Raw genomic sequence first — 13949 nt, forward strand, 5'->3', positions numbered from 1 at the left:
CAATGACTGAACAGACACCCAGCGGTGCAGGCGCTTCCTACGCCGCCGCGGGCGTGAGCATCGAAGCCGGTGACCGCGCCGTCGAATTGTTCGGACCATTGGCGAAGAAGGCCAGCCGACCCGAGGTGCAGGGTGGGATCGGCGGATTTGCCGGACTGTTCGCGCTCAAGGGTGGGTACCGGGAGCCGTTGCTCGCCGCCTCCACCGACGGCGTGGGCACCAAGATCGCCGTTGCCCAGGCGCTCGACAAGCACGACACCGTCGGGCTCGACCTGGTCGCCATGGTCGTCGACGACCTGGTGGTGTGCGGCGCCGAACCGCTGTTCCTGCAGGACTACATCGCCATCGGCAAGGTCGTCCCGGAGAAGGTCGCCGAACTGGTCTCCGGCATCGCCGAAGGCTGCATCAAGGCGGGCTGCGCGCTGCTCGGCGGCGAAACCGCCGAACACCCCGGGCTGATGGACCCCGACGACTACGACCTGTCGGCCACCGGCGTCGGCGTGGTCGAAGCCGACTCCGTGCTCGGCCCCGACCGGGTGCGCCCGGGCGACGTCGTCATCGCGATGGGCTCCTCGGGTCTGCACTCCAACGGCTACAGCCTGGCCCGCAAGGTGCTGCTCGACATCGACCGCATGTCGCTCACCGGGCACGTCGAGGAATTCGGCCGCACCCTCGGTGAGGAACTGCTCGAGCCGACCCGCATCTACGCCAAGGACTGCCTGGCGCTGATCGCCGAAACCGACGTGCGCACCTTCTCGCACGTCACCGGTGGCGGTCTGGCCGCCAACCTGGCGCGCGTGCTGCCCGCCGGCCTGGTCGCCGAACTGGATCGCGGCACCTGGAACCCGGCGCCGGTGTTCAAGATGATCGCCCAGCGCGGCCGGGTCGAGCGGCTCGAGATGGAGAAGACGTTCAACATGGGCGTCGGCATGGTCGCCATCGTCGCCCCCGAGGACGCCGACCGCGCCCTCGCGGTGCTCACCGCCCGCCACATCGACTGCTGGACACTGGGTCAGGTCAAGAAGGCCGCCGACGCCGACGCGCCGCGCGCGGTGCTGCTGGGCGACCACCCCAGGTTCTGATCGTCCGACAACTCAGCCGGGTCGCGAACGCGCGGCCCGGCTTTTGTCGTGTTCAGGGGTTTGCCGACACCCCCGCGCGGCTACCCGAAGAAGGTAGGGTCCGCCACCTCGAGGAGGTCGGGGTCTCGAGTCCGGCGAACACGACGAGCGTCCTGTGTGTGCACAGGACGCTCGTCGTGTATTCGGATGTTCGCCGTACTGCTGCTGCGAGCCTGCGACGTTGCGCGGAACAACGGCTGAAGGGGGAGGCCACCACGAGCCTCCCCCTTCACCGGCGTTCGGTCAGCGACGCCAGCTGTCGTAGTCGTCGTCCTCGTTGTTCCAACGGGACGGCGAATCATCCGCGTCGTGCTCGTCGGATAGCAAGCCGCCACTCCCTCGGGAGTGGAGTGGAGTGCTATCCGCCAGCTCGCGCTGAAGGCTCGCGAAGTCGGTCGGCGTGGAGCTGTACTTGAGCTCACGTGCGACTTTGGTCTGCTTTGCCTTAGCCCGGCCACGGCCCATGGCTGACCCCCTCGCGTCACTGCGGGGCGGCCTGGGGTTTGTTGGCGGCCCCGTTCGAATTAATACTCTTCCTGACAGACACTTTAGCGTGTGTCCGGCGGTCGCGCTCCCAGGAGTGGGTGAAGAGCTGTCGAACGGGCGTCAGAGCACTCCGGGGATCGCCCGGATCACCCCGACGCGGGCGTCGCCACCGAGGACCGCGGTGGCCGCGAGGTCGGTGTGTTCGTCGGTCCAATCGATGCCGATTTTGCGCAGAATCGCCAGCGTCAGGGGCATTCGGGCGCGGTCGTGACCGTCGTCGATCTTGTAGGCGAAGGCACGTCCGTCCGGGAGCGCACCCGCGTGCACGCCGTCGGCGCCGATTTTGCAGAAGAGTCCGGGCGTGGCCGACATCGCTTGGAGATCTGGCCCGTTCGTGCCGGAAATCACTCGCGGATTGCTCCGCACGGCATCGGCGATCCGGCGTTCGGCGGTGCCGGGCTCGGCGGTGGTGAACGCCGCGAAGGCGCGCGCCAGGTTGATCAGCGAGACGGGGACGATCGGCAGGCCGCAGCCGTCGATCCCCAGGTCGGTCTCGGGTTCGCCGGTGACGTCGGCGATGGTGGCGAGAACCGTCTGCTGCAGTGGGTGTTCGAGGTCGAGGTATCCGGTGCGCGGCCAGTCGTTGATCGCGCAGGTCGCCAGCATCGCGGCGTGTTTGCCGGAGCAGTTCATGTACAGCGGGCTGCGGCCCGCACCGGTGATGGCGGCGGCGCGGGCGTTCTCCTCGAACGGCAGGTCAGGTGGACAGGCGAGGTCTGCCGGGGTGTGGCCGAAGCGGTCGAGCAGCCGGGTGACCAGGGCGATGTGGTCGGGCTCGCCGAAATGGGAGGCGGTGGTGATGGCGAGTTCGTCGTCGTCGACGGGGTCGAAGCCGTTGCGCAGCAGGGTGAGTGCCTGCATGGGCTTGTTCGTCGAGCGCGGGAAGATCGGGCCGTGCACCTCACCGAGCTCGACGGTCGGGGTGCCGTCGGCGTCGAGCACGACGACCGAACCGCGGTGCACGCACTCGCGGAAGCCGGACCGCACCACCTCGACCAGTTCGACACTCATGCGCGGACCTCCACGGTTCGTTTCCGGTTGTGCCGGTCGATCTGCATGCGGATGTCGTCGGAGATGGTCGGTTCCTCCGTGAGCAGCCGGGTGAGCAGTGCGGGGTCGGCGCCGGTGAACAGGTCGCGCACGGTGATGCCGTGGGCCGGGACGTGCACCACCCGTACTTCGTCGCCCGCGCCGATCGTTCCCTCGGTGAGCACCCGGAAGTAGGTGCCGGTGTCGGCGCGCAGGGCGAAGCGTTTCACCCACTGCTTCTCGCCGGACCATTGCTGGAAGGTCGCGCACGGAACGCGGGGAGCGCTCACCTCGAGCAGGGTGTCGCCGATCGCGACGTGGGCTCCGAACACCGCGTCGCTGAGGGGTAGGCCGGTGACCCGCAGGTTTTCGCCGAACCAGCCGGCGGGCAGGTCGCGGTCGAGTTCCTCGGCCCAGCGGAGGGCGTCTTCTTCGGCGTAGGCGTAGACGGCTTGGTGCACACCGCCGTGGTTGACGGTGTCGCACACGTGGTCGCCGTCGAGTCCGAGCGCGCGCACCCCGACGCGACCCGCGACCGGACGCTTGTCGATGGCGCTGCGGCCCACGCGGGTGCGCATCTCGAGTTCGGCGTGCACCACGCACACGGCCTCGACACGGCCGGTGTCACCGGCGCGCAAGTGCGGGCGGCTCATCGACCACGCAGGCGGTCGACGGCGGCGCGCCCGGCTTGCACACCCTCGTCCGAGGGGACCGAGTCGGGGTCGATGGCGGCGGCCATGGAGCCGACCACCAGTTCGGTGCCCGCCGGGACGGAGCGTTTCACCAGGGCCAGCGCGATCGGGCCGAGCTCGTAGTGGTCGACGACGGTGCCGAGGCGACCGACGGTGCGCCCGCCCGCGGTGACGTCGTCGCCGGTGGCGGGCCGTTCGTCGGCGGAACCGTCGAGGTGCAGCAGCACCAGGTTGCGTGGCGGTTTGCCCAGGTTGTGCACGCGCGCAACGGTTTCCTGGCCGCGATAGCAGCCCTTGTTCAGGTGCACCGCGCCCTGCTCCTCGACACCGCCGATCCAGCGGGCCTCGTGCGGGATGGTGCGCTCATCGGTGTCGACGCCGACGCGCGGGCGGAGGGCGGCCACGCGCAGTGCCTCGTAGGCCCACATGCCCGCCGGCCGGGCACCGGCCGAGGTGAGCTTCGTCCACCACGTGGCGAGGTCGGCGCGGGGGACGAGCAGGTCGAAGGAGTCGCCGGGCATCCGGCGCAGGAATCCGCCGCCGGGCAGCGCCGCGGCCGCGTACAGCCCGGGCAGTTCGCCGAGACCGAGGGCGGGGAGCAGCGTGTCGGTCTCCGGGCCGAGCAGGCTCAGCACGGCGTAGTCGGCGGCCTCGGGTTTGGCATCGGCCCAGAACACCATCTTCTGCAGGAAGCCGAGCAGCTCGGTGCCGTGCCCGCCCTCGGTGTCGAGCCAGAGGGCGCCGTCGAGGTCGGTGAGCACGAAGTGGTGCAGCACGCGGCCGTTGAGGTCCAGGTCGAGTGATTCGGCGCTGTGGCCGTCGGGCAGGTTCGCGATGTGCTGGCTGGTGATGGTGTGCAACCAGCTCAGCCGCTCGGCGCCGGTGATGCGGGACACACTGCGATGCGACCGGTCGACGACGGCGACGCGCTGCGCGGCGGCCTTCTGCTCGCCGAACGGGTCGCCGTAGTGCCAGGCGACCGCGGCATCAGGGGAGCCCGGCGCACCCGCGACGGCGCCAGGGGTTTGGAGAACAGGACTGGGGGCGACGTCCACGGACACACCACCACTGTAGGCGTGTCCGCCGGCACGCGCCGAGGGTGGGCGGTCGCGCCGCGTCGGATCCACGGCAGCCGTAGGCATAACAGAGCTATAACGCCTACGCTCGTCACATGGGAGAACGGGTTCTTGTGACACTCGACGGTGTGGTCGCTGACGCGAACACGCCGTCGCTCTATGCCGACGACATCGGAGCACTGCGTGGCGACGGTGTGTTCGAAACGATATTGGTGCGCGGCGGCACGGCCACCGCGCTGGAATTCCACCTGGCCCGGCTGCGCCGCTCGGCCCAGGCGCTGGAACTGCCCGAGCCGGGGCTGGCGAAATGGCGCAGCGCGGTCGAGCTGGCGGTCAAGGAGTGGGGCGCCGAGGAAGAGGGCGTGCTCCGCCTGATCTACACCCGCGGCCGCGATTCCGAATTCGACGCGCCCGGCTCGGGTCTCGTGCCCGACGAGCCGACACCGACCGCGTACGTGCTCGTCTCCCCGGTGCCCGCGCGGGTCGCGCAGGCGCGTGCCGAAGGTGTGAAGGTGATGTCGCTGGCCCGTGGCATCTCCGTGGACCTGGCGCAGGCGGCGCCGTGGCAGCTGCTCGGCGCGAAGACGCTGTCGTACGCGACGAACATGGCCGCGCTGCGGTTCGCCCGGCGGATGGGCGCCGACGACGTGATCTTCCACAGCACCGAACACCGGGTGCTGGAAGGCCCGCGCTCGACCGTGGTGATCGTGCGCGACAAGCAGCTCATCACCCCGCCCGCCAAGATCGGCGTACTGCCGGGCGTCACGCAGCGGGCCCTGTTCACGGTGGCGGAGAAGAAGGGCTGGGAGTGCAAGTACCAGTCGATCTTCACCGCCGATCTGTTCGATTGCGACAGCATCTGGCTGCTGTCGAGCGTCACGCTCGCGGCCAGGGTGAATCAGCTCGACGGTGTGCGGCTGTCCGCGCCCGACAACGCTCAGGAGATCATGGACATGGTCGACGCGGGGATCGACCGGCCGGGGACCATCGGCGACTGGTGAGCGCCTGTGGGGCGCGGGTGGGCGCGCCCCTGCGCTGAGCCGTGGCGGTTGTCACCCTTCATGGGGGTATCCGTACGCGTACTCTCTACTACAGGACGTCGTAGTAGTGGATGGAGGCCGGATGGACACCTTGGACATCTCCCGGTGGCAGTTCGGAATCACCACGGTGTATCACTTCGTCTTCGTACCGCTCACCATCGGTCTGGCGCCCCTGATCGCCATGATGCAGACCGCATGGGTCGTCACCGGGGACGAGAAGTGGTACCGGCTCACCAAATTCTTCGGGAAACTGTTCCTGATCAACTTCGCCATGGGCGTCGCCACCGGCATCGTGCAGGAATTCCAGTTCGGCATGAACTGGAGCGAGTACTCCCGCTTCATCGGCGACGTCTTCGGCGCGCCGCTGGCCCTGGAAGCGCTGATCGCCTTCTTCATGGAGTCGACCTTCATCGGCCTGTGGATCTTCGGCTGGACGCGGCTGCCGAAACTGGTGCACCTGGCGACGATCTGGATCGTGGCGATCGGCGTCAACGCCTCGGCCTACTTCATCATCGCCGCCAACTCGTTCATGCAGCACCCCGTCGGTGCGCGCTACAACCCCGAGACCGGACGCGCTGAGCTGGAAAGCATTTGGGCGGTGCTCACCAACAACACCGCCATGGCGGCCTTCCCGCACGCGGTGGCAGGTGCGTTCCTCACCGCCGGGACCCTGGTCGCCGGCGTCGCAGGCTGGTGGATGGTGCGCAACGCGCGCAGCGGGGACGCGGCCAAACTCGCGGAAGCGCGCACCGTGTGGCGGCCCGTCGGCCGAGCCGCGCTGGTCGTTGTCGCGCTCGCCGGGATCGCCGTCGCGGTCACCGGTGATGTCCAGGGCAAGCTGATGTTCCAGCAGCAGCCGATGAAGATGGCGTCGGCGGAATCGTTGTGCCACACCGAGACCGACCCGGATTTCTCCGTCCTCACCGTCGGTACCCACAACAACTGCGACAGCGTGATCCACGTGCTGAAGATCCCGTACGTGCTGCCCTTCCTCGCCGAGGACAAATTCAGCGGCGTGACCCTCGAAGGCGTTGTCGATCTGCAGAAGACCTACAACGTGGAATTCGGTCCCGGCGACTACCGGCCGAACCTGTTCGTCACCTACTGGTCCTTCCGCGCCATGATCGGCCTGGCCGCGGGATCGGTGCTGTTGCTGCTGGCCGGCTTCTGGCTCACCCGTGGCGGCCGCGTGCCCGATCAGCGCTGGTTCTCCTGGCTGAGCCTGCTCGCCATTCCCACCCCGTTCCTGGCCAACAGCGCGGGCTGGGTGTTCACCGAGATGGGACGTCAGCCGTGGGTGGTCGCGCCCAATCCGACCGGCGACCCGGCCATCCGGATGACGGTGCAACAGGCGGTCTCCGACCACTCGCCCGGCACGGTGTTGTTCTCACTGATCGTGTTCACCGCCCTCTACGCTGTGCTCGCGGTGGTGTGGTTCTACTTGATCCGCCGATACGTGGTCGCCGGGGTCGAGAAACCGGCATCGGAGAAACCGGAGCGCCGGAACGAGCCGGTCGAACAACTGTCCTTCGCGTACTAGGAGCCGTCGATGGATCTGCAACTGTTCTGGTTCATTCTGGTCGGCGTTCTGTTCACCGGCTACTTCGTGCTCGAGGGATTCGATTTCGGGGTCGGCATGTTGATGCCGATCCTCGGGCGGGGCTCCGATCCGCGTCGCCGCGTGGTGCTCAACACCATCGGGCCCGTCTGGGACGCCAACGAGGTGTGGCTGATCACCGCCGCGGGCGCCATGTTCGCGGCTTTCCCGGAGTGGTACGCGAGCCTGTTCTCGGGCTTCTATCTCGCGCTGCTCGTCCTGCTCGTCGCGCTGATCCTGCGCATCTGCGCGATCGAATACCGCGGCAAGATCAACGACCCGAAATGGCGGGCCTGGTGCGACCGCGGCATCGGCATCGGATCGTGGGTACCCGCCCTTGCCTGGGGCTGGATTTTCGCCAACATGGTGCGCGGGGTTCCGCTGAACGAAGAACGCCAGATCGTCGGATCGGTGTGGGATCTGCTCAGCCCCTACGCCCTGCTCGGCGGGTTGACCACGGCCGTCCTCTTCGCCCTGCACGGCGCGATCTTCCTGACTCTCAAGACCGGCGGCGAGGTCCGCGACGACGCACGGCGAATCGCTCGGGCGCTGCTGGTACCGACCACACTGGTGGTCGGCGGATTCGGGCTGTGGACCCAGCTCGCCTACGGCGCCGGCTGGACCTGGGTGCCGCTGGGCGTCGCGGTGCTCGGCCTGCTGCTGGGCGGTGTGGCCACCGTGGTGGGCCGGGACGGCTGGGCCTTCGCGGGCACCGCCGTCACGGTGATCGCGGTGACGGTGCTGATCGTCGGCTCGATGTTCCCGAACGTGCTGCCCTCGACGATCAGCCCGCTGTTCGACCTCAGCATCGACAACGCCTCCTCCTCGCCCTACACCCTGAAGGTGATGAGCTGGGCCGCCGCCTTCGCCGCACCGGTGGTGATCATCTACCAGGGCTGGACGTACTGGGTGTTCCGGCAGCGGATCCGGGTGGAGCACATCCCGCCGCCGGTGGGGCTGCCGCTGCAAGGCAAAGGCTGAGCGCGTGACTCCGGTGGTCGACCCGAGCGCGGCGGCGCGCAAACCGCGCCGCGGACCGGTCGACCCGCGCCTGTGGCGCTACGCGCGCTCGGCGCGGCCACACCTGGTGATCGCGGTCCTGCTCGCGCTGGTGATCACGGCGACGATCGTGGTCATGGCGGTGATGATCGGCCGGGTGCTCGCGGGCGTCATCACCGATCCCGGCAGCCGCTCGCTCGGCGCGTGGACAACGGAACTGGTCGTGCTCGCCGTGGCCGTCGCGGTGCGCGGCGCCGCGAGCTGGTGGCAGGCCAGGCTGGCGCACCGGGCGGGCAGCGCGGTGGTGGCCGAACTCGAGACCGCCGTCCTGCGGGCCGGGGCCGAGCTGACGCCGAGGGAACTCGACGCGCGGCGCACCGAGATCGCCGTCGTCGTCGGCAACGGTCTCGGCGGCCTGCGCGGGTGGTACACCGGATATCTGCCCGCCCTGCTGCTGGCCTGCCTCGTCCCGCCGATCGTGTTGGTCGTCATCGCCTTCCACGATCCGACCTCGGCGGTGATCGCGGTGATCACCCTCCCGCTGATCCCGATCTTCATGGTGCTCATCGGTCTGCTCACCCAGGGCCGGGCGGAGGCGACGCTCGCCGCGACCACCCGGCTTTCGGATCAGCTCCTCGACCTGTTCGCGGGCATGCCGACACTGCGGGCACTCGGGCGCGAAAACGAGTCGTCGAGCATGGCGGGACAGGTGCGGGCACTCGGTGACGCGCTGCGCAGGCGGACGATGCAGGCGCTGCGGATGGCCTTCCTGTCCTCGATGGTGCTCGAGGGTCTGGCGACGTTGAGCGTCGCCCTGATCGCCGTGGCCATCGGCTTGCGCCTGGTGTACGGCGAGATGAGCCTGTACGCGGGGCTGGTCGCGTTGATCCTCGCCCCGGAGGTGTACTGGCCGCTGCGCCAGGTGGGGGAGAAGTTCCACGCGGCCCAGGACGGAATGGCGGCGGCCGACCGGGCCTTCGCCGTGCTCGACCGCGCAGTCCCGCCCGGCCCGTCGCAGGCTGCCGACACACCGGTTCCGGACGCGGCGGGCGCGGTCGTCGAACTGCGCGGGCTGACGGTCGCCGCGCGCGAGGGCAACGCCCCCGATCACCTGACCGCCGAGTTGCGGCCCGGCGTGGTGACCGCGCTGACCGGCCCGAACGGGTGCGGCAAATCGACCACGCTGCAGGCGATTCTCGGATTGATCGAGCCCGATCGCGGTGCGGTGCTCGTCGACGGACGCGATGTCCGCGACATGGCTTCGGAAAGCTGGTGGGCGCGCATCGCCTGGTTGCCCCAACGGCCGGTGCTGGTGCCGGGCACATTGCGCGAGAACGTCGACCTGCTCGGTGCCGGCGACAGCGGGGGCGACGCCCTCGACCGAGCAAGCGCGGCAACGGGATTCGACGAGGTGCTCGACGGTCTGCCGCAACGCTGGGAAACCGTCGTCGGCCAGGGCGGCACCGGTCTCTCGCTGGGGCAGCGGCAGCGCCTCGCCCTCACCCGGGTGCTTGCCGCCCACCGGCCGATCCTGCTTCTCGACGAACCGACCGCCCACCTCGACGCGGAGAGCGAGCAGCGCGTGCTGGCGGCGCTGCGCGACATCGCCGCGGCGGGAGCCACCGTGGTGGTCGTCGGTCATCGGCCGACCGTGCTCGCCGCCGCGGACGTGGTGATCGAAGTCGCCCACGACGACTCTGTGCGCGCTGATCGCAGCGTGGAGGCGGCGCCGTGATCACGGATCTGCGGGACATGTGGCGGCTGCTCGGACTGTCCCCGTGGCGGGTCGCGGTGGCGATCGCGTGGGGCGTCCTCGCGCTCGGCAGTGGGTTGGCGCTGGCGGCGCTGGCGGCGTGGTTGATCGCACGGTCCTGGCAGATGCCGCCGGTGCTGCACATCGGCGTCGCGGTGACCGCCGTTCGGGCGCTCGGCATCTCGCGTGGTGTGTGCCGGTATCTGGAACGGCTGGCCACCCACGACGTGGCATTGCGGGCGATGACGACGGCGCGCACCGAGGTGTATCGCACCTTCGCCCGGTCCGACATCTGGTGGTGGCGGGAACGACGCGGAACCGAACTCGCGCGCACCGACGACACCCGCGCGGCCGCACGGAAACTGCGCCGGGGAGACCTGCTGGTGCGCGTGGGCGCCGATATCGACGATCTCGGCGCGGTGGTGGTCCGGGTATTCGTTCCGGTGGCCGTCGCGGTGGTGTTGTCGGTGGCGGCGGTCGGCTTGATCGCGGTCATCTCGGTACCGGCGGCGGTGATTCTCGCTGTGGCCCTTGCCGTCTCGGGCATCCTCGCGCCGTGGCTGTCGGCCGCGGCCGCTCGCGACGAGGAACGCGCGGTGCGCCACGACCGCGCCGAATTCACCGCCGAGGCACTCACCGTGCTCGATCACGCGGCCGAATTGCGGGTGGCGGGTCGCCTGGACGCCGCGCTCACCCACGCCGACGAGACGGCGGCCCGCGCGGTGGTCGCCGAGGACAGCGCGGCCGCGCGCAGCGCCTGGGCCGCGGCGGCGACCCCGCTGTCGATCGGTGTCAGCGCACTGGGCGCCCTGCTGGTCGGCGTCGTCGCCTACGGCGCCACCGGTGGGACCCCCGGCGGGATGAGTCCGATGGCGCTCACCGTCCTCGTGCTCGTCCCGCTGTCGGCCTTCGAAGCCGTCGGCGCGCTCCCGGCCGCCGCCACCACCCTCACCACCTCCCGGGCGGCTCTGCACCGCCTGCGCGCCCTCGCACCCACACCGCTCGGCGCGCCCGCCCCGCGCCCGGACGAGCGGACCGCGCGCACGACGGCCCGCGCGGCCCTGCACCGGCTGCGCGCACCGTCCGCCGGGTCGCTCGGCGTCACCGAAGCTGTCACCGACCCGATGCCCGGGCGGATCCCGATGCCGGAGGGGCGCCGGGTGGCCGTCGTCGGACCGAGCGGCGCCGGGAAGACGACCCTGTTGATGGCGTGGGCCGGGTTGTTCGACACACCGCTGGACGGTGTCACGTTCTTCGCCGAGGACGCGCACCTGTTCGACACGTCGATTCTGGAGAACCTGCGGGTCGCGCGCGGCGACCTGACCGAGGACGAAGCCGAAAGCGCCGTGCGCGCAGTCGGGCTCGGCCCCTGGCTCGACACCCTGCCGGACGGGATCCGCACCGGCCTCACCGCGGGTGCGGCGGCCGTCTCCGGCGGTCAGCGCAGGCGCTTGCTGCTCGCCCGCGCGCTCGTCTCGCCCGCGGGCACACTCCTGCTCGACGAACCGACCGAACATCTCGCCGCCGCCGAGGGCGAGCAGTTGCTGCGCGATCTGCTCGACCGCGACAGCGGTCTGGTCGATCCGGAGCGGTGGGTCGTGGTCGTCACCCATCAGCTCCCCGAAGACCATCGCGCCGACACCGTGGTCACCGTCGACCCGAGCGGCGCCTGCCACGTCGACCGCAAGCCTTCCTGAGCGCGTGCCGAGCGGCCTCCGGCCTCGCCTGCCACCGGTGGATATCCGCAGCTCAGAGCCCCTCGGAAAATCAATTGCCGACCTCGCGACAGCCCGATAGATTCATCGGTACACAAGAGAGGAGGTGGTCTGAAGAATGTATGTTCAACGGATGCGTGAGGTGGCTGCCCGCTAGCAGCACCCCTGCGGGAGATTCCCCAGCGGTGCGCTGAGCGAATCCCAGGCAGACACCCGACCCCCGAGCCCCCGGACTATCCACCCGGGACCGCCACGTTCCCCGGAACGGACGGTATGGCTCGGGGGTCGCTCCATTTCCGCCGCGGAAACGACGAACGCCCCGCGAAACCGCGGGGCGTCCGGTTGGGATCTCAGCCGATGTAGCGCTGCAACCGAGCCGAGAGGCGGGGGATGAGCTCGCCGTCCGGGTCGACTCGTTCCTCGACGTAGGCAAGGTCGCCGCCTTCGACGATGCCGTAGAGGCGTTTCGCGCCGCCGACGACAGCGCCGGACTGGCTGCGGATCACCACATCGGTGGCCAGTTCCCAGGACGACTGGGTGCGAGCGGTGCCGTAGAACAGTTCGACGATGCCGGAGCTGTGGGTGAGCAGCAGTTCGAGCATCTCGGTGTCGGCATCGGTGCCGACTCGCCAGTATCCGCTCTCGCGCAGGTCGGGGCTGTCGTAGCCGCCCTCGGCGTCGAGCTTCCAGGTCTGCGATTCCCAGACCAGGTAGTCGCCACCGTCGTGGGACACGATGATCTGCTGACCGAAGCGGTAGTCGCCGTCGGCGGGGTGGTGGCCTTCGCCCCCGCCGCGCCACACGCCGACCAGCGGCAGCAACGCGAGCATGGCGTGGTTCAGATCGGGACCCTCGCGCAGATTCGCGGTGTCCTCGGGAATGGGGAGACCGCCGAGGACCGAAATGTTTCGGACCCCGGTTTCTTTCGCACGCTCGGCGGCGACATTCACCGCCTCGTCGCCACTGCGACGCTGTGCCGAAGCGTCTTGCACGTCACTCGCTCGCTCGGCCGGATCGGAACCTTCGCTCGCGAGCCCGCTCATGACTCGGTGAACAGCCGGTAGAAGACGTACAGGCCGAACCAGCCGATGAGGATCGACACGGCGATGAGGAGAATCTCGAAGAAGAGGACCACGTTTCGGAGTCTAGCGAGTCCGGAACGGAGATACGAAAACGGCCCCGGCAGTTCCCGCACGGGAACTACCAGGGCCGTTGTGAGGTCGTTACTTCGCGACCGCGACGTCCACGGAGTGGATGCCCGCGCCCTCGGGGCGGACCTCGGCCGAACCGTTGCCCGACGCCGACAGCGCGCGCAGGGTCCACGAACCCGGCGCGGCGAAGAAGCGGAAATCACCGGTGCCGGAGGCGACGACCTCGGCGGTGAAGTCACCGTTGCCGTCGAGCAGACGCACGAACGCGCCGCCGACCGGCTGACCGTCGGTGCTCAGGACACGGCCGGTGATGACCGTTTCCTTCTCCACATCGACGCCGGCCGGGATGGCCTGACCCTGGGTAGGTGCTGCACACATATTGATTACGCTCCCAACTCGATAGGTGCACCGACGAGCGAACCGTATTCGGTCCAGCTGCCGTCGTAGTTCTTGACGTTCTGGTGGCCGAGCAGCTCCTGCAGCACGAACCAGGTGTGCGAGGAACGCTCGCCGATGCGGCAGTAGGCGATGGTCTCCTTCTCGCCGTCCAAGCCCGCATCCTTGTAGAGCTCGGCGAGCTCTTCGTCGGAACGGAAGGTGCCGTCCTCGTTGGCCGCCTTGCTCCACGGCACGTTGATCGCGCCCGGGATGTGGCCGGGACGCTGGCTCTGCTCCTGCGGCAGGTGCGCGGGAGCCAGGATCTTGCCGGAGAACTCGTCGGGGCTGCGCACGTCGACCAGGTTCTTGGTGCCGATGGCGGCGATGACCTCGTCGCGGAAGGCGCGGATGCTCAGGTCGGGAGCCGAGGCCTTGTACTGGGTGGCCGGGCGGTTGACCGCGTCACGCGAGAGCGGACGACCGTCGAGTTCCCACTTCTTGCGGCCGCCGTCGAGCAGCTTGACGTCGTTGTGGCCGTACAGCTTGAAGTACCAGTAGGCGTAGGCGGCGAACCAGTTGTTGTTGCCGCCGTAGAGCACCACGGTGTCGTCGTTGGCGATGCCGCGCGCCGAGAGCAGGTCGGAGAACTGCTCCTGGTTCACGAAGTCGCGACGGACCTGATCCTGCAGGTCGTTCTTCCAGTCCAGGCGAACGGCGCCTTCGATGTGGCCACCCTCGTAGGCGGAGGTGTCCTCGTCGACCTCGACGAAGACGACGCCGGGGGCGTTGAGGTTCTCTTCGGCCCAGTCAACGGAGACCAGGACATCGGAGCGAGCCATGTTGTTCCTTTCA

13 protein-coding genes are annotated in these 13949 nt (G+C 69.3%); 6 read left to right on the plus strand and 7 right to left on the minus strand.

All coding sequences use genetic code 11. The features are described from left to right. Positions 1 to 2 precede the first annotated feature (2 nt). Positions 3 to 1082 carry a phosphoribosylformylglycinamidine cyclo-ligase gene (gene purM, locus ACWEVR_RS15440; protein ID WP_067640787.1) on the plus strand — a complete coding sequence of 360 codons (1080 nt, stop codon included), beginning with the start codon at positions 3 to 5 and terminating at the stop codon, positions 1080 to 1082. A gap of 282 nt (positions 1083 to 1364) precedes the next feature. On the opposite strand, the gene ACWEVR_RS15445 is transcribed toward purM, so the two are convergent. The 4 genes from ACWEVR_RS15445 to ygfZ form a co-directional block, all read right to left on the minus strand. Then, positions 1365 to 1586 carry a DUF3073 domain-containing protein gene (locus ACWEVR_RS15445; RefSeq protein WP_084457250.1) on the minus strand — a complete coding sequence of 74 codons (222 nt, stop codon included), beginning with the start codon at positions 1584 to 1586 and terminating at the stop codon, positions 1365 to 1367. A gap of 141 nt (positions 1587 to 1727) precedes the next feature. Then, a complete protein-coding gene (locus ACWEVR_RS15450; protein WP_452467467.1) occupies positions 1728 to 2678 on the minus strand; it encodes an asparaginase in 951 nt (316 codons plus the stop codon). Beyond that, positions 2675 to 3349: an MOSC domain-containing protein gene (locus ACWEVR_RS15455; RefSeq protein WP_452467468.1), complete on the minus strand. Its 675-nt coding sequence runs from the start codon at positions 3347 to 3349 to the stop codon at positions 2675 to 2677. Before ACWEVR_RS15455 ends, ACWEVR_RS15450 begins: the two co-directional genes overlap by 4 nt. Next, the gene (ygfZ, locus tag ACWEVR_RS15460; protein ID WP_452467469.1) at positions 3346 to 4449 is read right to left on the minus strand and encodes a CAF17-like 4Fe-4S cluster assembly/insertion protein YgfZ; all 1104 of its coding nucleotides are present in this window, start codon (positions 4447 to 4449) and stop codon (positions 3346 to 3348) included. The genes ACWEVR_RS15455 and ygfZ overlap by 4 nt, the downstream gene beginning before the upstream one ends. A 110-nt stretch (positions 4450 to 4559) precedes the next feature. On the opposite strand from ygfZ, the gene ACWEVR_RS15465 reads away from it, so the two are divergent. The 5 genes from ACWEVR_RS15465 (at position 4560) to cydC (ending at position 11550) form a co-directional block, all read left to right on the plus strand. Next, on the plus strand, positions 4560 to 5465 hold the full coding sequence (locus tag ACWEVR_RS15465; protein ID WP_452467470.1) for an aminodeoxychorismate lyase: 906 nt from the start codon (positions 4560 to 4562) through the stop codon (positions 5463 to 5465). Positions 5466 to 5586: 121 nt separating this feature from the next. Next, entirely contained in the window at positions 5587 to 7044 is a 1458-nt protein-coding gene (locus ACWEVR_RS15470) for a cytochrome ubiquinol oxidase subunit I (RefSeq protein WP_452467471.1), read from the plus strand. A gap of 9 nt (positions 7045 to 7053) precedes the next feature. Further along, positions 7054 to 8082, plus strand: a complete 1029-nt coding sequence (gene cydB, locus ACWEVR_RS15475) for a cytochrome d ubiquinol oxidase subunit II (RefSeq protein ID WP_452467472.1) — start codon at positions 7054 to 7056, stop codon at positions 8080 to 8082. Between the two features lie 4 nt (positions 8083 to 8086). Continuing rightward, positions 8087 to 9835 (plus strand): thiol reductant ABC exporter subunit CydD, encoded by a 1749-nt coding sequence (gene cydD / locus ACWEVR_RS15480; protein ID WP_452467473.1) that lies wholly within the window; start codon positions 8087 to 8089, stop codon positions 9833 to 9835. A 17-nt stretch (positions 9836 to 9852) separates the two neighbouring features. Then, positions 9853 to 11550: a thiol reductant ABC exporter subunit CydC gene (gene cydC, locus ACWEVR_RS15485; protein WP_452467627.1), complete on the plus strand. Its 1698-nt coding sequence runs from the start codon at positions 9853 to 9855 to the stop codon at positions 11548 to 11550. A gap of 368 nt (positions 11551 to 11918) precedes the next feature. Here the strand turns inward: cydC and ACWEVR_RS15490 are convergent, their stop codons facing one another. From ACWEVR_RS15490 to ACWEVR_RS15500, 3 genes are all read right to left on the minus strand, one after another. Further along, positions 11919 to 12611 (minus strand): FABP family protein, encoded by a 693-nt coding sequence (locus tag ACWEVR_RS15490; protein WP_452467474.1) that lies wholly within the window; start codon positions 12609 to 12611, stop codon positions 11919 to 11921. Between the two features lie 180 nt (positions 12612 to 12791). After that, complete coding sequence (locus ACWEVR_RS15495) at positions 12792 to 13097, minus strand: DUF1416 domain-containing protein (RefSeq protein WP_067492341.1); 306 nt, start codon at positions 13095 to 13097, stop codon at positions 12792 to 12794. Between the two features lie 5 nt (positions 13098 to 13102). Beyond that, positions 13103 to 13936 carry a sulfurtransferase gene (locus ACWEVR_RS15500; RefSeq protein WP_067492342.1) on the minus strand — a complete coding sequence of 278 codons (834 nt, stop codon included), beginning with the start codon at positions 13934 to 13936 and terminating at the stop codon, positions 13103 to 13105. Positions 13937 to 13949 lie beyond the last annotated feature (13 nt).

Source organism: Nocardia sp. NPDC003979 (assembly GCF_053605015.1).